13 protein-coding genes and 2 pseudogenes are annotated in these 18,626 nt (G+C 59.5%); 8 read left to right on the forward strand and 7 right to left on the reverse strand.

Features of this window, described 5'->3' with window-relative positions; genetic code table 11:
• Window positions 1–3: 3 nt before the first annotated feature.
• Window positions 4–321: a hypothetical protein gene (locus L9Z73_RS05180; RefSeq protein ID WP_247397051.1), complete on the reverse strand. Its 318-nt coding sequence runs from the start codon at window positions 319–321 to the stop codon at window positions 4–6.
• Window positions 322–500: 179 nt separating this feature from the next.
• Window positions 501–2,939, reverse strand: a complete 2,439-nt coding sequence (locus L9Z73_RS05185) for a Lon protease family protein (RefSeq protein ID WP_247397053.1) — start codon at window positions 2,937–2,939, stop codon at window positions 501–503.
• 267 nt (window positions 2,940–3,206) lie between these two features.
• Between L9Z73_RS05185 and L9Z73_RS05190 the strand changes: the two genes are divergently transcribed.
• The 4 genes from L9Z73_RS05190 (at window position 3,207) to L9Z73_RS05205 (ending at window position 7,368) form a co-directional block, all read left to right on the forward strand.
• The gene (locus L9Z73_RS05190; RefSeq protein ID WP_247397057.1) at window positions 3,207–3,695 is read left to right on the forward strand and encodes a DUF3015 domain-containing protein; all 489 of its coding nucleotides are present in this window, start codon (window positions 3,207–3,209) and stop codon (window positions 3,693–3,695) included.
• 92 nt (window positions 3,696–3,787) lie between these two features.
• On the forward strand, window positions 3,788–5,641 hold the full coding sequence (locus L9Z73_RS05195) for a DUF4105 domain-containing protein (protein WP_247397060.1): 1,854 nt from the start codon (window positions 3,788–3,790) through the stop codon (window positions 5,639–5,641).
• A 92-nt stretch (window positions 5,642–5,733) separates the two neighbouring features.
• On the forward strand, window positions 5,734–6,045 hold the full coding sequence (locus tag L9Z73_RS05200) for a chorismate mutase (protein WP_247397063.1): 312 nt from the start codon (window positions 5,734–5,736) through the stop codon (window positions 6,043–6,045).
• 237 nt (window positions 6,046–6,282) lie between these two features.
• Window positions 6,283–7,368: a type I restriction endonuclease gene (locus tag L9Z73_RS05205; RefSeq protein ID WP_247397065.1), complete on the forward strand. Its 1,086-nt coding sequence runs from the start codon at window positions 6,283–6,285 to the stop codon at window positions 7,366–7,368.
• 95 nt (window positions 7,369–7,463) lie between these two features.
• Here the strand turns inward: L9Z73_RS05205 and L9Z73_RS05210 are convergent, their stop codons facing one another.
• Window positions 7,464–7,754 carry a DUF3077 domain-containing protein gene (locus tag L9Z73_RS05210; protein WP_017848262.1) on the reverse strand — a complete coding sequence of 97 codons (291 nt, stop codon included), beginning with the start codon at window positions 7,752–7,754 and terminating at the stop codon, window positions 7,464–7,466.
• A 428-nt stretch (window positions 7,755–8,182) separates the two neighbouring features.
• Between L9Z73_RS05210 and L9Z73_RS05215 the strand changes: the two genes are divergently transcribed.
• Complete coding sequence (locus L9Z73_RS05215; RefSeq protein ID WP_247397068.1) at window positions 8,183–8,539, forward strand: hypothetical protein; 357 nt, start codon at window positions 8,183–8,185, stop codon at window positions 8,537–8,539.
• A 70-nt stretch (window positions 8,540–8,609) separates the two neighbouring features.
• Entirely contained in the window at window positions 8,610–9,107 is a 498-nt protein-coding gene (locus tag L9Z73_RS05220) for a GreA/GreB family elongation factor (protein ID WP_247397071.1), read from the forward strand.
• Here the strand turns inward: L9Z73_RS05220 and gdhA are convergent.
• The gene (gene gdhA / locus L9Z73_RS05225; protein WP_247397074.1) at window positions 9,104–10,441 is read right to left on the reverse strand and encodes an NADP-specific glutamate dehydrogenase; all 1,338 of its coding nucleotides are present in this window, start codon (window positions 10,439–10,441) and stop codon (window positions 9,104–9,106) included. The genes L9Z73_RS05220 and gdhA overlap by 4 nt on opposite strands.
• Window positions 10,442–10,756: 315 nt before the next feature.
• Window positions 10,757–12,421, reverse strand: coding sequence for an energy-dependent translational throttle protein EttA (gene ettA / locus L9Z73_RS05230; protein ID WP_247397078.1), 1,665 nt, complete (start codon window positions 12,419–12,421; stop codon window positions 10,757–10,759).
• 285 nt (window positions 12,422–12,706) lie between these two features.
• Between ettA and L9Z73_RS05235 the strand changes: the two genes are divergently transcribed.
• Window positions 12,707–16,558 carry a bifunctional diguanylate cyclase/phosphodiesterase gene (locus L9Z73_RS05235; RefSeq protein WP_282598517.1) on the forward strand — a complete coding sequence of 1,284 codons (3,852 nt, stop codon included), beginning with the start codon at window positions 12,707–12,709 and terminating at the stop codon, window positions 16,556–16,558.
• A gap of 231 nt (window positions 16,559–16,789) precedes the next feature.
• On the forward strand, window positions 16,790–18,043 hold the full coding sequence (glyA, locus tag L9Z73_RS05240) for a serine hydroxymethyltransferase (protein ID WP_247397081.1): 1,254 nt from the start codon (window positions 16,790–16,792) through the stop codon (window positions 18,041–18,043).
• Window positions 18,044–18,229: 186 nt separating this feature from the next.
• On the opposite strand, the pseudogene L9Z73_RS05245 reads toward glyA, so the two are convergent.
• A pseudogene (locus L9Z73_RS05245) lies at window positions 18,230–18,568 on the reverse strand (GTP-binding protein); the annotation flags it as partial.
• Window positions 18,548–18,626, reverse strand: a pseudogene (locus tag L9Z73_RS05250) (hypothetical protein); the annotation flags it as partial. The pseudogenes L9Z73_RS05250 and L9Z73_RS05245, both read right to left, overlap by 21 nt.

An 18,626-nucleotide genomic window follows, 5' to 3' on the forward strand; every position in this document is an offset into this window, starting at 1 on the left:
GCGCTACAGGGCCAGGCGTTCCTGCCCATTGTTGAGCAGTCGCAGGTGGGCCTGCACATGCAGGCACCAGATCTGCGGCTCGTCCGCCAGCTCGTAGCCGTGCTGTGTCAGGTTTTCGACGATCGTTTGCAGAACGGTCTCGGCCACGAAAGGCCCATGGAACGGCCCTTCGGACTTGACGGTGGAAGGCTGCTCGCCGGTCATCCCGGCGGCAAACAGCAACGTCCACATCCCGTTGTCACCCGCGAGAGGGCGAACGGAGCATTCGATACGGGTGCCCAAGCCCAGGCACTGGCGGGTGAGGCAAAGGTTGCGCGGCATGGCGGCGACCCTCGGTAGATCAGTGTTCAGCCTCAAGCACGGCGAGACTGTCTCTATCCTGCGACTCCTGTGGATATCCCTAATGCTCAGAATAGAAGAAAACTGCGACAAACCAAGGTTGTAGGGACCAACGGGCGTTGGCCCCGAACCCGGAGTCAATTTTGTGGCGGGTTAACGCTTCAGCTCGGCTTGGTTTCCGCCAACGCCTGCTGCGCCAGTTCTTTCTCTGCTTCCTTCAAGTCTTCCTCGCTGATCATCTCGGCAATCGCACGCAAACGCTCTACCACACGCGCATTCACCGTGCCTTCGGGGAATTGCCCTTGCGCGTCCGGTTCACCGGCCGGCTCGCCGACCAACAGGCTCAACGCCTCATCCGCCTGGCGCACCGCATAGATATGGAATTGCCCGGCACGCACGGCCTGCAACACCTTCTCATCGAGCATCAGCGTCGCCACGTTGGCTTGCGGAATGATCGCGCCTTGTTCGCCGGTCAACCCACGCGCTTCGCAGAGGCGGAAGAAGCCTTCGATCTTCTCGTTGACCCCGCCCACCGCCTGCACTTCACCAAACTGGTTGATCGAACCGGTGATCGCAAAGCACTGCTTGAGCGGGGTTTTCGACAAGGCCGAAATCAAAGTGCAGGCCTCGCCCAGGGATGCGCTGTCACCGTCCACGTAACCGTAGGACTGTTCCAACGCGATACTCGCAGAAATCGCCAGCGGGAATTCCTGGGCATAACGGCTGCCCAGGTAACCGGTGAGGATCATCACGCCCTTGGAGTGAATCGGCTGGCCGAGGTTGACCTCGCGCTCGATGTCGACGATACCGCTGCCGCCCGGGTACACCGTGGCGGAAATCCGCGCCGGCACGCCGAACGCCGAATCACCGACTTCCAGCACCGTCAGCCCGTTGCACTTGCCGACCGCCGCACCGGCGGTGTCGATCAAGATCACCCCGGCGAGCATGTCGTCGAGAATCCGCGCCGACACCCGCCCGGTACGCGTGGCCTTGGCCTTCAGTGCGCGCTCGATGTGGCCGGCGTCGGTCATTTCGTCGCCCGCCAGGTGGCGAATGAAATCCGCCTCGCTGACCAGTTGGAACAAGTCGCCGATGCGCGCCGACAACCGCCCCTGGTGTTCGGCCAGGCGTGCGCTGTAGGTGGCCAACCGCGCCACCGCGTCCGAGGTCAGCGGCGCCATGCCTTCTTCCGAGGTGCGGGTTTTCAGCAACTGCGCGAACTGCTCCAGGCTTTCGTCGACCATCGGGATGTCTTCGTCGAAATCCACCAGCACCCGGAACATTTCCTGGAAGTCTGGATCGGCGTCCTGCAACGCGTAGTACAGCTGACGCGAACCGATGATGATCACCTTGACCTGCAACGGGATCATTTGCGGGTTGAGCGTCACGGTGGCCAGGCGGCCCAGTTCGCCCAGCGGCGATTCCATCTTCAGCTTGCGCGACTGCAGGGAACGCTTGAGGGCGTCCCACACAAACGGCTCGCTGAGCATTTTTTCGGCTTCGAGGATCAGGAACCCGCCGTTGGCCCGGTGCAAGGCGCCCGGACGCAACTGGCGATAGGTGGTGTAGAGCGCGCCCTGGTCGGTGCTGTATTCAATACGGCCGAACAGGTTGTCGTAGGTCGGGTGCGGTTCAAACACCACCGGTGCGCCGCCGCTGACCGGATGGCCGACCACCAGGCTCGGGCAGTACTGCTCTTCGAGCAGCTTGCGGGCCTGGGCGTCGGTCTTGGCGTCGTCCACCAATTGCTCGACCACGGTTTTCAGCAAGTACACCTGCATGGCTTGCAGGTAACCGCACACCGCAGCGTTCTCCGCGTACTTTTCCGACAACGGTGACAGCAATGGCTGGAGGGCCAGGGTGATGGTTTCTTCGTTGAAATGGCGCAGTTGGTTGTTCGACTCACGCTTCCACTGCGGCAGGCTGGCCAGTTCTTCGTTGAGGCGTTCTTCCAGTTCGGAAATATCGGTATGGAACCGTTCGCGATCGACTTCCGGCAGTTGCGAGAACTCGGCCTCGTCCAACGCCTTGCCATCGAGCATCGGGGTAAACGCGATGTTGGAACTGTCGCGGTACAGCGCCACGTCCTTTTCCAGGGCCAGGCGCTCGATCACGTCCAACGCCTTGTCGTAACGTTGGTTGAACGCGCGGTCGATGGCGCTTTTGCGTTGTTGATACGTCGGGTGTTCGAAGACGGCCGGGAAGGTCGCAACCAGGTTATCGACCAAGCCATTGATATCGGCGATGAACGCCGCACCGCCGCCCGCCGGAAGTTCCAGCGCGCGCGGTTCGCGGGGCTCATCGAAATTATTCACATAGACCCAGTCCGCCGGGGTCTGTAGGCGTTTGCCTTCGGCCTTCAGGTAACGTTTGACGAACGAAAAGCGACCGGTGCCCGGCTCGCCCATGACAAACACGTTGTAACCGGGGCGTGGCATGGCCACACCGAACTGCAAGGCTTCAACCGCACGTTCCTGGCCAAGCACACCGCGAAAGGGCTCCAAATCATTGGTGGTCGAGAAGCTGAACTGTTCAGCGGAGAAAGGGCGAGTCAGCGCGTCGGGCGCTAGACGCAAGCTGGCAGCAACAGGATCAGGCATCGGGCTTCCTTACATCAGGCGGGGCAGATGGCGGCATTCTGGCTCTCCGTTGCGCGCTCTGGCAAGGCGAGCCTGAGGTAAAGCATAGACACGGCATGCGTCCTACAAAAAAAACGCGACATCTCTGTTTGTTTTATAAAAAATCACGGAACCCCTGGAACCTGCCTAAACTCCAAACTGCGCGGGCTAGACTAATAACTGGCCCCTAAGGCGCTATGAAGTGCCTGACCCCTTGTCCATTGGTTTGCACACAAAGAGAAAAAAGCTATGAAACGGATCCTTCTCGGTACTCTCTTCACCGTCGTTTCCCTCAATGCAATGGCCGAATCACCCGGTGGCCCGAACTGCGGTTGGGGCAACATGCTGTTCGAAGGCCAGCGCGGTACTCCGGCGCACTTCCTGGCTTCCACCACCAACGGCACCTCGGGTAACGCCACTTTCGGCATGACCTCGGGCACCAACGGCTGTAACACCAACAGCGCCCTGACCTACGGCGGCAAGTCGTGGATTGCCATGAATGGCATGATGAACGAGCTGTCCGAAGACATGGCCAAAGGCAATGGCGAAGCGCTGACCACCTACGCCGTGGTACTGGGCGTTGCACCTGAAGATCGCGAGCACTTCGCTGCCGTGACTCACGAGCACTTCCAGCAAATCTTCAGCAAGGCCGATGTGACCGCTGACGATGTGCACAACAACACCCTGGCTGTACTGAAAAGTGATGCCCGTCTGGCGAAATACGTAACCCAGGCTTAAGCTCGACCTGCCCGCGCCCTCCAAGGCGCGGGTTTTACTTTTGGACCCGCCTCCCCGTTTGGGTCTCACTTTTTCCGACTTAAGTTGCCCCTATGCTCAAACGCCTTGCCTGGATGGCACTCTTCGCCTGCGCCCCGCTGTACGCGACGCCGCATCTTGATGATCAACGTTTGCAGCAATTGGCCAACGATCCGTTCTGGTTGTCCCTGGGCCATTACGAAGCCGGCAAAATCAGTGGCTGGCGCAGCTATGTCAGCGACAAAAAATTCTTCCTCGCAGCCGACGGTGCTCACCACCCGGATGCGGAGCTCAAGGCCACTGTCGACGCGCTCTACGCGCCGGCCAGCCAGGGTGAAAAACACGCCCAATGCGTTTACCCCGCACGCACCCGCTGGCTCAAGGATCAGTTGCACCTGAACGACCTGCCCGCCGTGGACTGCAACGAATTCAAACAATGGTTCAAGGACGTCGCGCCCCATAGCGCGGTGCTGATCTTCCCGGCGGCCTACCTCAACAGCCCCTCCTCGATGTTCGGCCACACCTTGCTGCGCATCGACCAGGCGGACGTGCAGAGCAACAACACCGCGCTGCTCAGCTATGCGATCAACTTCGGCGCGTATATCGAAGGCTCGGACAACAGCATCCTCTACGCCTGGAAAGGCCTGATGGGCGGCTATCCCGGCCTGTTCGCCCTGGTGCCCTACCAGGAAAAACTCTCGGAATACCGCAGCCTGGAAAACCGCGACCTGTGGGAGTACCGCCTGAACCTGACCCAGGTCGAGACCGAGCGCATGGTCGAGCATGTGTGGGAGCTCAAGCAGATCCAGTTCGACTACTTCTTCTTCGACGAAAACTGCTCCTACCGTCTGCTGGAACTGTTGCAAGTGGCCCGCCCCGGCCTGCGCCTGACCGAGCAATTCCCGCTCACCGCGATTCCGACTGACACGGTCAAGGCGGTGAAAGACGCCGGCCTGGTCGAAAAAATCGACTATCGGCCCTCCCGCGAGCGCGAGTTGCTGGAACGCGCCAAGCCGCTGGACAGCGACGAGCAGCAATGGGTCCTGAAAGTCAGCGACGACCAGAAACAATTGCAGGCACCCGCGTTCAAGGCCATCGCCAAGGATCGCCAGGCCCTGATCATCGACGCCGCCTACCGCCTCGGCCGCTACCGCGCCAATGGCCTGGAGCGCGACACCGAACGCTCCCAACGCAGCTTCGAACTGCTGCGTGCGATTAACCAGAACCCCGCGCCCGACCTGAAGATCACCCCCCCCGGCCTGCCGGAAACCGGCCATGAATCGCGCACTTGGCAAGCCGGCATCGGCACCCGTGGCGACAAAGCCTTCGGTGAATACGGCCTGCGCATGGCCTACCACGACCTCAACGACAACGCCGAAGGCTTCCCCCTCGGCGCGCAGATCGAGATCCTGCAAATGAAACTGCGCCAGTACGAAGGCAACCACTGGCAACTGCAGCAACTGGACCTGGCCACCATCCGCTCCCTGACCCCGCGCAACGCGCTGCTGCAACCCTGGTCATGGCAAGTCACTGGCGGCCTGGAACGTGTGCCGGGTAAACACGACGACGAAACCCTGGTCGCCCACGTCAACGGCGGCGCCGGCGGCACCTGGCAACTGCGCGACGACATGCTCGGCTTCGCCCTCGGCACCGTGCGCGTGGAACACAACAACGACTTCAGCGAAGCCATCTCCCCCGCCGCCGGTTTTAACACCGGCGTGCTGTGGAAAAACCCGCTGGGCAACCTGAGCCTGGAAGCCAAGGGGGACTTCTTCACCAATGGCGAAGTGCGACGCAGCATCAGCCTGAACCAGCAGTGGGAATTGTCGCGCAACCTCGGCCTGCGCCTGAGCGCCCAGCGCGAGTACAGCCACTTGGCGACGCCGGTGAATGAGGTAATGCTTGAGATGAAGTGGTATCACTACTGACTAAAGCCCAACCAGGATCAAAAATGTGGGAGGGGGCTTGCCCCCTCCCACACTTTGTTAGCATTGCCCGCACAATCAGGAGCTCACTCAACATGGCCGTTAACTGCACCACGCTTGAACAAGTCCGAAGCAACATCGACCGCCTCGACCAGCAAATCGTCACCCTGCTGGCCGAACGCGGCCAGTATGTTTCCCAGGCGGCGCGTTTCAAAAAAGACACCGACGGCGTCAAAGCGCCGCAGCGGGTCGAACAGGTGATCAGTAAAGTGCGCGACCTATCCCACACAGTCGGCGCCAATCCAGACGTCACCGAACAGGTGTACCGCGCGATGATTGCGGCGTTTATCCAGCAAGAATTGGCTGAGCATGCTGCGCTGGCAGGAGTTGACAGATCATCCGCCTAGACTATCCGCCTACCTATCCAGAGTTTTCAGACTTTTTGTCCTGCACACACAAATTTGTCGCACACCTGCAACCTATTGATAAATAGATAAGAAATTTACGAACTTTTTTAGCTTTTTTTCAATTAAAGACAAACAACCTCTTACCGCATTTTCTTTATGGTTTTTTGTGTCTAGTATCAGATGGCTGTCAATTTGCCACCACATCTATACACGGAACCGAATAGGTAAGAGGTTTATATGGAATTTTTTGAAAAGCTCACCAGCCTGGCAGCCAAAGTTCGACTGCAAGGCCCCGCCATCCAAACAGAAGAAGCTACAAAAAATGCTTTTGTAATGCCTTTTATCAACACGGTGCTGGGCTACGACGTGTTTGATCCACAGGAAGTGATGCCAGAATTTGTCTGCGATGTCGGGACAAAGAAAGGTGAAAAAATCGACTACGCCATCATGAAAGACGGTGAGGTTCAGATACTTATTGAATGCAAAAAAATCGGTGAGTCATTGAGCATCAATCACGCATCTCAGCTTTTCCGTTACTTTCACGTCACAAGCGCAAGAATATCAATTCTCACCAATGGTCAGGTCTATAGATTTTTTACTGACCTAGACGCCCCGAACAAAATGGACGAGAAACCATTTTTAGAATTGGATCTGCTAGACATTGATGAGTACTCCGTGCCGGAGCTGATAAAGCTCACTAAGTCGGCCTTCGACGTCGACTCAATCATCAACGCCGCGGGAGAGCTGAAATACGTTAGCCAAATCAAGAAACTCATCGGCGCTCAAGTCAGCAAGCCAGAAGATGACTTCGTAAAGTTCTTCGCATCCCGCGTTTACGAGGGAGTAATCACGCAGAAAGTGCGTGAGCAATTTTATGAGCTGACTCGAAAAGCCTTAGCCCAGTTTCTAAATGACCAGATCAACGATCGCCTGAAGTCAGCGATGAGCGGCACGATCCAACCGATAATGACATCGATGCCCGTCACAAACAGCGCAAACGCAGATACGCAGGATAGAGACGAGTCAGGAGACAAGATCCTGACTACGCTGGAAGAACTGGAGGGTTATCACATAGTTCGGGCCCTTGTCCGATCAGTGGTCGATGCCAAACGGATTGTTCAGCGAGATACCCAAAGCTATTTTGGGATATTGTTGGATGACAACAACCGCAAACCAATTTGTCGTCTTCACTTCAACCGAAGCCAGAAGTACCTCGGGATTTTTGACGAAGAAAAAAACGAGACACGTCATGCGATCTCTTCCATTGATGAGATATACGAGTACGCAGATCAGCTGAAAAAGACCGTGGGTTATTACGATTGATGGTTGCAGGGTGATAGCGGGAAGCCTCTTACAAGGCTATCGATAAACCTGTGGCAAGTGGGCTTACCCGCTCGCCACAGGAACAGTGTCTACCGTTAGGCTGCGGGCGTTAGCGCCTGAGTCAGATCATCCACTACAGCCTTGCCCATCTCACATAAAAAATGCGCAGCCCAGGCATATTGTTCGCCACGGACATCCATGGCGGCTTCCATTGCAAGTTTCTTAGAGTAGTAAAGCAGGGTGGAGGCGTGCTCTAGCGCTTCATCAATGGGCATGCCTGCATTGACGCGAAACAACGGTTTTTCGTTTTCGCCGTAGTCGCCGAACGTAACGACGCCTAAGGTGGTGATTGAGGACTGTGGTGGATCGGGCACGACTTTAGTCATGATGCACCTCTAAGTGAAATAAAGGACCACCACAACACGTCGCTAAACATGAAGGGGTGGCAGCTGTACGCAGGTTAGCGAACCGGTCACCTAGACACCCGGCAGATCCGAAGATCTCCCACGCACAGCCGCCATAACACGATATCGACGAACGTAAAAACCGCCTGCCTAATGTGTACAGAGGATGCGTCTCGGTGGTTCGGGTCGCTAAACCCGGTCACTGTTTTCACAGCGAAGTCAGGAGGCTAGTGATCCAAACCCTAAGGCGCAATAGGGCAGAGATTCTCTAGGAATCGTCCTGCAATTTAAAGAGAATCGTCATTGATGGCCCTTTAACCCAACACCTTTCTCACCCCCCTTTCACATCCCTCCGACGAATCCCCTTCTAGACTTCCCCTATCAGCCGTGAAACGGCCAGGGAGCAAGCAATGTGGCGGTATGCAGTAATGCTGTGTGCGATGGTATGGCTATCGGGTTGCCAATCGACCCATCAGGAGTTGCTGGCGAAGGGCTACCCACCGGCGTTTGCCGATGGCTTCGATGACGGTTGCAGCAGCGGTCGCCAGGCGGCGGGAGTGATCACTGGGGAGTTTCGCAAGAATGTGCCGCGTTATCTGAAAGAGCGGGAATACGCCGAAGGCTGGGAAGATGGCTTTCGCCAGTGCAAGGCCATGCGCGAAAGCGAAGAACTGCGCGACTACAAAGACAGCCATTGGAACGACCGCGAGCGCACCTGGCAGCAGGAGAAAGATCGCGACGCAGCCAAGGCTTATCGCTCGCGATAGGTCGCTTTCAGACATTCGTCGAAACTAAAGTGCGGCGAACATGGCCCAAACTCCATAGAGGGAGACTGTCATGAGCCGAGCTTTTGTAAATGAAGACAGCGCCGCCGCGCAGGCCGACACACCGGTCGAGCGTCAGGTCAGCGAGCAACCCAATCGCCTCACCGCGCGCGGGTTGGCGCAGTTGCAGGCCAAGGTCGCGCAGTTGCAGCATGAATACAGCGTCGAATCCGCCAAGGGCGAACAGGCCGACAAACAGCGCCAGGCCGACCTTGAGCGGGATTTGCGTTACTTCAACCAGCGGGTGCAGAGCGCCCAGGTGGTGGCGCCCGCCGTTTCCACCGACCAGGTGCAGATCGGCAGTTGGGTGACCTTCGCCAATGAGCAGGACGAGCAGCAGCGCATTCAGTTGGTCGGCGAAGACCAGGCCGATGCCGGCGCGGGCCTGATCAACTGGGGTTCACCCCTGGGTCGGGCGCTGCTCGGAGCACGGGTGGGCGACGAGGTGCTGTGGCAGCGCCCCGTCGGCGACCAGGTGATCGACGTGCTGCGTATCGAGGCCGAGGCCTAGACGATACCTTGGGCCAGCATCGCGTCGGCGACTTTGACGAAGCCCGCGATATTGGCGCCCTTCACGTAGTTGACCCGGCCGTTCTCCTCACCGTAATGCACGCACGCATGATGGATCGACTGCATGATGTTGTGCAGTTTGCTGTCCACCTCCCCGGCGGTCCACAGCAGGCGCATGGCGTTCTGCGACATTTCCAGGCCACTCACCGCCACGCCGCCGGCGTTGGACGCCTTGCCCGGGGCGAACAGAATGCCCGCGTCGATAAAGATATCCACAGCCTCCAGGGTGGTCGGCATGTTGGCGCCTTCGGCCACGCAGATGCAGCCGTTGCGCAACAGGGTGCGGGCAGCGTCGGCGTCGAGTTCGTTCTGGGTGGCGCACGGCAGCGCGATATCGCACGCCAGCTCCCACGGGTTTTTACCGGCGCGGAACTCCAGGCCGTAACGCGCCGCCAACTCGCTGATGCGACCGCGCTGGACGGTTTTCAACTCCAGCAGCGCCGACCATTGCGCCTCGGTCAAACCGCTTTCGGCGTACAGGGTGCCTTCGGAGTCGGACAGCGAAATCACCTTGCCGCCCAAATCCATGACCTTGCGCGCAGCGTATTGCGCCACGTTGCCGGAGCCGGAGACTGCCACGCGCTTGCCTTCAACCCGCAGGCCATCGCGCTTGAGCATTTCTTCAGCGAAGTACACGCAGCCAAAACCGGTGGCTTCGGGGCGGATCAAGCTGCCGCCGTAGGTCATGCCCTTACCGGTCAGCACCGAGGTGAACTGGTTGCTCAGGCGTTTGTACTGGCCGAACAGGAAGCCGATCTCGCGGGCGCCCACCCCGATATCGCCGGCGGGTACGTCCACGTCCGCGCCGATATGGCGGTACAACTCACTCATGAATGCCTGGCAGAAGCGCATCACTTCGGCGTCGCTCTTGCCCTTGGGGTCAAAGTCCGCGCCGCCTTTGCCGCCGCCCATGGGCAACGAGGTCAGGGAATTCTTGAAGGTCTGTTCAAAGGCGAGGAATTTCAGCACGCCCAGGTTGACCGACGGGTGAAAGCGCAGGCCACCCTTGTAGGGGCCGATGGCGCTGTTCATCTGGATACGGAAACCGCGATTGACCTGCACCTTGCCGTGATCATCGACCCACGACACCCGGAAAGTAATCGCACGTTCCGGCTCGCAGATGCGCTCCAGAATGCCCGAGGTCAGGTAGTGGGGGTTGGCTTCAAGAAACGGCCACAAGCTACGTAGGACTTCTTCTACGGCCTGGTGGAATTCCGGCTGGTCGGGGTCGCGTTTCTTGAGACGGGCGAGGAAGGATTCAACGGATTCGATCATGAAAAGTCTCGGCAAATTTATTGTCGTTAAGGGCGATTGAGCCGGACTTTATCAATTCATTTCGCACCGCGACAGGGCAAAATGTCGCTTTTGTGAATTTAAATGGTGCATTTGATATAAATAAACCTGAGAAACAGGCATTTATCGCACCTAAAAGGGGATTTCAAAACAGCGTCATGCACCAACTGAAAAATCGCTATCAGGGGCAAGTCGAATCGTCGCACCGCCCCTCCCGCAATTGATCGATGCGTGCCAGGAATAATGAGCAAAAAAAAACGGAGCCCGAAGGCCCCGCTTTTTCCAAACCGACCCAAATCAGGCCAATTTTTTGTGCCGTACACGGTGCGGCTGGGCAGCGGCTTCGCCCAAGCGTTTCTTGCGATCCGCTTCGTACTCGGTGTAGTTGCCTTCGAAGAACACCGCCTGGGAGTCGTCTTCATACGCAAGGATGTGGGTCGCGACGCGGTCAAGGAACCACCGATCGTGAGAGATCACAATGGCGGCGCCCGGGAAGTCCAGCAAGGCCTCTTCCAGGGAACGCAGGGTTTCAACGTCGAGGTCGTTGGACGGTTCGTCGAGCAGCAGCACGTTGCCGCCCTCTTTCAGGGTCAGGGCCAGGTGCAAGCGACCGCGCTCACCACCGGACAGGTCCTTGACGAACTTCTGCTGGTCGCCGCCCTTGAAGTTGAAACGGCCGACGTAGGTGCGCGACGGGATTTCATAGTTGCCGATGCGGATCTGGTCGGAACCGTCGGAAACCTGCTGGAACACAGTCTTGCTGCCATCAAGGTCTTCGCGGCTCTGGTCCACACAAGCCAGTTGTACGGTTTCACCGATCTCAATGCTGCCGGAGTCCGGGGATTCCTTGCCCATCAGCATGCGGAACAGGGTGGATTTACCCGCACCGTTACCACCGATAACGCCGACGATTGCACCTTTTGGCATCGAGAACGACAGGTTATCGATCAGTACGCGGTCGCCGTAGCCTTTGGAAACGTTCTTGAATTCGATGACCTTGTCACCCAGGCGCGGACCGGCCGGGATGTAGATCTCGTTGGTTTCGCTGCGCTTCTGGAATTCCTGCGACTGCATTTCTTCAAAGCGTTGCAGACGTGCCTTGGATTTGGACTGGCGGGCCTTGGCGCCTTTGCGCACCCACTCCAGTTCTTCCTTCATGGCTTTTTCGTGGGCCGACTGCTGCTTGGATTCAGCAGCCAGACGGTCGGACTTGGCTTCGAGCCAACCGGAGTAGTTGCCCTCGTAAGGGATACCGGCACCACGGTCGAGTTCGAGAATCCAGCCGGCGACGTTGTCCAGGAAGTACCGGTCGTGCGTGATCGCAACCACGGTGCCCGGGAAATCGTGAAGGAAATGTTCCAGCCAGGCGACGGAATCGGCGTCCAAGTGGTTGGTCGGTTCGTCGAGCAGCAGCATGTCGGGGGCCGACAGCAGCAGGCGGCACAGGGCCACACGGCGCTTCTCACCACCGGACAGGAATTCGATCTTGGCGTCCCACGCCGGCAGGCGTAGCGCATCGGCGGCGACTTCCAGCTGGCGCTCCAGGTTGTGACCGTCGCCGGCCTGCAGGATGGCTTCTAGCTTGGCCTGTTCGGCAGCCAGCTTGTCGAAGTCGGCATCCGGTTCAGCGTAGGCGGCGTAGACCTCGTCCAGGCGGGCCTGAGCGTTCTTGATCACGCTGACGGCTTCCTCGACCACTTCACGCACGGTCTTGGTCGGGTCCAGGATCGGCTCTTGCGGCAGGTAGCCGATGTTCAGTTCGGGCATCGGGCGAGCTTCGCCTTCGAACTCGGTGTCGACGCCGGCCATGATTTTCAGCAGGGTGGATTTACCCGAACCGTTGAGGCCGAGCACGCCGATCTTGGCGCCTGGGAAGAAGGACAGCGAAATGTTTTTCAGGATTTCCCGCTTCGGCGGAACAACTTTTCCCAGCCGATGCATGGTGAAGACGTATTGAGCCATGGTGAACCTAGCGTCAGTGACTGATGAATTGAGCGGGCGAAGCCCGTGCCAGGCCATGCGCCGCGCGGGCCGTTGACCTTGGTCAATGCCTGCGAGCGGAAAAAGCCTGATTGTCTGGGGCTGGAACGCCCCCGCGTAACCGGCAAAGCTACCTGAATGCGCCAGGGCAGTCCAGCCAGGCAGGACTGGCACTTTGCCACGCGTCAAGGCATGCTAGCCGCCCTTCGGGCGCCCGGCTTATAGTGCATGTCGCGCGCCAGTCCAGCCAAACCGCAGGATCACAGCTTGTCCAAAGTCACGCCGCCCACTCCCCTGCGCGCCGCTCATATAGCGCCGGGAGCGCCCCTGCACGGCACCCTCAAAGGCGCATTGGCGACGCTCGTCCTCATGTTGCTCGCGCTATTGTTCTGGCAATTGCTCGACCAACTGCAGCAGAACCAGAAAAACCAGCAGCAATACACCATCGACTACAGTGCCGACCTGGCGGAGCAAATCAGCCTGAACATGGGCCTGAGCGCACAGATCGCCCTGAATCTGCTGCCGATGGTCGAGCCGCCGCGCAATGACGAACAGCAACAGGCCTTGATGCGCACCTTGCAGCGCTCCCTACCGGAACTGCGCAGCTTCGCACTGCTCGCCCCCAGCGGCGCAATGATCCGTGACACGGCCAACGACAGCCAGGACCGCGACTTGCTCGAGGAACTGGTCAAGCGCAGCCATTCCCAGCCCTACTACCTGAGCAACGACAACGACGGCACCGTCATCTATCTGTTGCTGCATCAGCCCAGTGGCGATTCGAAAATGTACTGGGCACTGCGCCTGGCGCCGAACTACCTGGCCAGCCTGACCCGCCAGGACAGCCAAGGCCAGCGGCCGATGTGGGCCATCGAGAATAGCCTGAACCACCGCGTGGTCAGCCGTGACAGCGGCATGTCGACACAAGGGGCCGCCGCCCTGACCCCGGACGAACTGAATAAAAGTGTACTGGTCACGCCCCTGAGCAAAAGCGACTGGCAACTGCGCGGCCTCTTCGACCGTAACGCCGTCCTGGAACAACTGCTGCCGGCGTTTATCGGCAAGTGCCTGCTCGGCCTTGCCTTCTCGTTGGTCCCGGTGATCGTGCTGCTGAATATGCGCCGCCGTCAGCGCCAGGTGAACGAAGGCCGGCGGCGCTATCAGGATATTTTCGAAGGCACCGGCGTGGCCCTGTGCGTGCTTGACCTGTCGGAGCTCAATGCGTTCTTCGACAAGGCCAAGATCCACACAAGCGAGCAATTGCACGAGTGGCTGCAGGGCAACCCCGAAGCGCGCCGCCAGTTGCTCAGGGAACTGCGCGTCACCGAGGTCAACCAGGTGGCGGTGCGCCTGTTAAACGTCAGCTCGTGCGAGCAAGCCTGGGAACGCCTGATCGACGATTGCCCGCGCAACGCCACGGCCATCGGCTATCAGGTGCTCGAGGCGGTGCTGACCCAACAGAGCCAGTTGGAGCTGGAAATCCAGCTCAACGACGTCGCCGGCAACCTCCAATACTTGTGGCTGGTGATGCGCCTGCCGGAACAGCGCGACGACTTCAAGGCGGTGATCCTCAGCATCAGCGACATCACCAGCCGCAAGCTGGTCGAACTGTCGCTGGTGGAGCGCGAGAGTTTCTGGTCGGACGTGGTGCGCACCGTGCCTGATCACCTGTATGTGCAGGATGTGATCAGCCAACGGATGATTTTCAGCAACCACCACCTGGGCCACACCCTCGGCTACAACAAGGCCGAATTGCAGCAAATGGGCGAGTACTTCTGGGAAATCCTGCTGCACCCCGAAGACGCCGAGCATTACCATGACTTGCGCCAGCAGCAGCGCCAGGCCGGCTATTCGAGCCAACTGCACTGCCAGTTACGCTTTCGCCACCGCAATAACCAATGGCGCCGCTTCGATATCCGCGAGCAAGCCCTGGCCGGGGACAAGACCGCGCAGGTCACGCGAATCATCGGCGTGGCCAAGGACATTACCGATCAGATCGAAGCCAGCGAATCCCTGCGGGACAGCGAACAGCGCTACCGCATGCTGGCCGAAAGCATCAGCGACGTGATCTGCTCCACCGACAGCCGGCTCGCCCTCAACTACATCAGCCCCTCGGTCAGCGCCGTGCTGGGGTATGACGTGGACTGGGTGTTCAAGAATGGCTGGCAGTCGATCATCGCCAACCCGCAGCAACTGGCCGGCATCTACAGCCTGGTCGAGCAAGTCAGCCGGGCCTTGGGCGACGTGCAGGCGCTGGCCAAGTTGCGTGATGACATCCATACCCAACTGTTCCTGTTCGACTGCCTGCGCGCCGACGGACGCAAAGTGCCGATCGAGTTGCGCCTGGTGTTGGTGTGGGACGAGCACGGCGCCTTCGAGGGCATCCTCGGCGTGGGTCGCGATATCAGCCAGCAGCGCCGCGCCGAGAAAGACCTGCGCATGGCCGCCACGGTATTCGAGCACTCCACGTCGGCGATCCTGATCACCGACCCGGCGGGCTATATCGTGCAGGCCAACGAGGCGTTCAGCCGCGTCAGTGGCTACGCCGTAGCGGACGTGCTCGACCAGTTGCCGAACATGCTCACCGTCGACGAGCAACAGGAAGCCCACCTGCGCTACGTGCTCAAGCAGTTGCACCAGCACAGCACCTGGGAAGGCGAAGTGTGGCTCAAGCGCCGCAACGGCGAGCATTACCCGGCCTGGGTCGGCATTACCGCCGTATTCGACGATGAAGGCGACCTGGCCAGCTATGTCTGCTTCTTCAGCGATATCAGCGAGCGCAAAGCCAGCGAACAGCGCATCCACCGCCTGGCCTATTACGACGCCCTGACCCACCTGCCCAACCGCACGCTGTTCCAGGACCGTCTGCACACCGCGCTGCAGTCAGCCGAACGGCAGAAGTCGTGGGTGGTGCTGATGTTCCTCGACCTCGACCGTTTCAAACCGATCAACGACTCCCTGGGCCACGCCGCCGGCGACCGCATGCTCAAGGAAATGGCCACCCGCCTGCTCGGCTGCGTGGCCGAAGACGACACCGTGGCGCGCATGGGCGGTGACGAGTTCACCCTGCTCCTGCAGCCGCGGGCCAGCCGCGAACTGGCGCTGAACCGCGCGATTAACGTGGCCGAGCAAATCCTCGCCAGCCTGGTCAAACCCTTCGTGCTGGAAGGCCGCGAGTTCTTCGTCACCGCGAGTATCGGCATCGCCCTCAGCCCGCAGGACGGCAACGAGCTGAGCCAGTTGATGAAAAACGCCGACACCGCGATGTATCACGCCAAGGAACGCGGCAAGAACAACTTCCAGTTCTACCAGGCCGACATGAACGCCAGCGCCCTGGAGCGGCTGGAGTTGGAAAGCGATCTGCGCCATGCCCTGGACCAGAACGAATTCGTACTCTATTACCAGCCGCAATTCAGCGGCGACGGCAAACGCCTGACCGGCGCAGAAGCTCTGCTGCGCTGGCGCCACCCGCGTCGTGGCCTGGTGCCGCCGGGGGACTTTATTCCGGTGCTCGAAGAGCTGGGCCTGGTGGTGGACGTGGGCGACTGGGTGATCAGCGAAGCCTGCCGTCAGCTCAAGATCTGGCACGAGAACAAAGTGCGGGTGCCGAAAGTCTCGGTGAACATCTCGGCGCGGCAGTTCTCCGACGGTCAGTTGGGTGAGCGTATCGCCACCATCCTCAAGGACACCGGCCTGCCGCCGGCGTGCCTGGAGCTGGAGCTGACTGAAAGTATCCTGATGCGCGAAGTCAACGAAGCCCTGCAGATCCTCGCCAGCCTGAAAAACCTCGGCCTGAGCATCGCGGTGGACGACTTCGGCACCGGCTATTCGTCGCTCAACTACCTCAAGCAATTCCCCATCGACGTGCTCAAGATCGACCGCTCCTTCGTCGACGGCCTGCCGTCCGGCGAGCAGGATGCGCAAATCGCCCGAGCGATCATTGCCATGGCCCACAGCCTCAACCTGGCGGTGATCGCCGAGGGCGTGGAGACCCATGAACAGCTGGACTTCCTGCGCGAGCATGGCTGCGATGAGGTGCAAGGTTATCTGTTCGGGCGGCCGATGCCGCCGAATCGGTTCGCGGCGCAGTTCAGTAACGACGCACTGTTCATGTTCGACTGAAGATCTGCGGTGAAGCCGCCGGCCTCATCGGGGGCAAGCTCCCTCCCACATTTTGACGTGTGAACACGTTCAAGTGTGGGAGGGGGCTTGCCCCCGATGGCGCCGGTACAGTCACCGCCCGTTCACAGATGAAAGCCACTTGTCCGCGACATGACGTCCTTTCATATGCCATCTAAAACCCGTTGGGTTAGAATGCCTTCCTTTTCTGCCCCCCGATCCTTGAGGACCGCCATGTTCAGCCGTGATTTGACTATTGCCAAGTACGACGCCGATCTCTTCGCCGCCATGGAGCAAGAAGCCGTGCGCCAGGAAGAGCACATCGAGCTGATCGCTTCGGAAAACTACACCAGCCCTGCGGTCATGGAGGCTCAAGGTTCGGTTCTGACCAACAAGTACGCCGAAGGCTACCCAGGCAAGCGCTACTATGGCGGCTGCGAATACGTCGACGTGGTTGAGCAACTGGCCATCGACCGCGCCAAGCAACTGTTCGGCGCCGATTACGCCAACGTCCAGCCACACGCTGGCTCCCAAGCCAACAGCGCCGTTTACCTGGCCCTGCTGCAAGGCGGCGACACCATCCTGGGCATGAGCCTGGCCCACGGCGGTCACCTGACCCACGGCGCCAGCGTTTCTTCCTCCGGCAAGCTGTACAACGCCGTTCAATACGGTATCGATGCCAACGGCCTGATCGACTACGACGAAGTCGAGCGCCTGGCGGTCGAGCACAAGCCGAAAATGATCGTGGCCGGTTTCTCTGCCTACTCGCAGATCCTCGACTTCCCACGTTTCCGCGCAATCGCCGACAAAGTGGGCGCGTACCTGTTCGTCGACATGGCCCACGTGGCCGGTCTGGTCGCTGCTGGCGTCTACCCGAACCCGGTTCCGTTCGCTGACGTCGTCACCACCACCACGCACAAAACCCTGCGCGGTCCACGTGGCGGCCTGATCCTGGCTCGTGCCAACGCCGAGATCGAGAAGAAGCTCAACTCCGCGGTATTCCCAGGCTCCCAAGGCGGCCCGCTGGAACACGTGATCGCCGCCAAAGCGGTCTGCTTCAAAGAAGCCCTGCAGCCTGAGTTCAAGACTTACCAGCAACAAGTGGTGAAAAACGCCAAGGCCATGGCTGACGTGTTTATCGCACGCGGTTTTGACGTGGTCTCCGGCGGGACTGAAAACCACCTGTTCCTGCTGTCGCTGATCAAGCAGGACATCTCCGGTAAAGATGCTGACGCTGCCCTGGGCAAAGCCTTCATCACCGTGAACAAAAACTCCGTACCGAACGATCCACGTTCGCCGTTCGTCACCTCGGGCCTGCGTTTCGGTACCCCGGCCGTGACCACTCGCGGCTTCAAGGAAGCAGAGTGCAAGGAACTGGCCGGCTGGATCTGCGACATCCTGGCTGACCTGAACAACGACGCCGTGATCGATGCGGTACGTGAGAAGGTCAAGGCCATCTGCAAAAAGCTGCCGGTGTACGGCGCTTGATTGCAGTTGCTTGACTAAGAAGCCCGGCTCTTGAGCCGGGTTTTTTTATGCCAATCAGGATTTGGAATGCAACCCAATGTGGGAGGGGGCTTGCCCCCGATAGCAGTGTGTCAGCCACTTATATGTTTGCTGACCCACCGCCATCGGGGGCAAGCCCCCTCCCACATTTTTGATCGTATTTCCAAGTTAGGCTTGATAGACCTTCGCAAAGCCCTCGCGAATCTTGTCTTCCGGCAACTCATCGGCAATAAACACAATCACACTCTCCCGCACTTCGCCCTCGGCCCATTCGGTGTCCCAATCGAAGCCGTACAGTTTCAGCACGCCCTGGAACACCATGCGCCGATCGTCTCCGGCGATGTTCAGCACGCCCTTGTAGCGCAGCAGTTGCTTGCCGTGGTCTTCCAGCAGTTCGTTCATGAACTCGCTGAGGCGGTCGATATCCAGCGGCTGCTCGGTGCGCAGCACCAGGCTGGAGATACGGTCGATGGACGGCGCGGCGCTGACCGGGCGCATCAGGAAGCCCACGGCGAAGATCGCAGCGGTGTTGAGCAGTTGGGCGGTGGTGTCGCCTTTGGGGAAG

Origin of the sequence: Pseudomonas emilianonis, from assembly GCF_023072625.1 — a bacterium.
Lineage (GTDB): Bacteria > Pseudomonadota > Gammaproteobacteria > Pseudomonadales > Pseudomonadaceae > Aquipseudomonas > Aquipseudomonas paraveronii.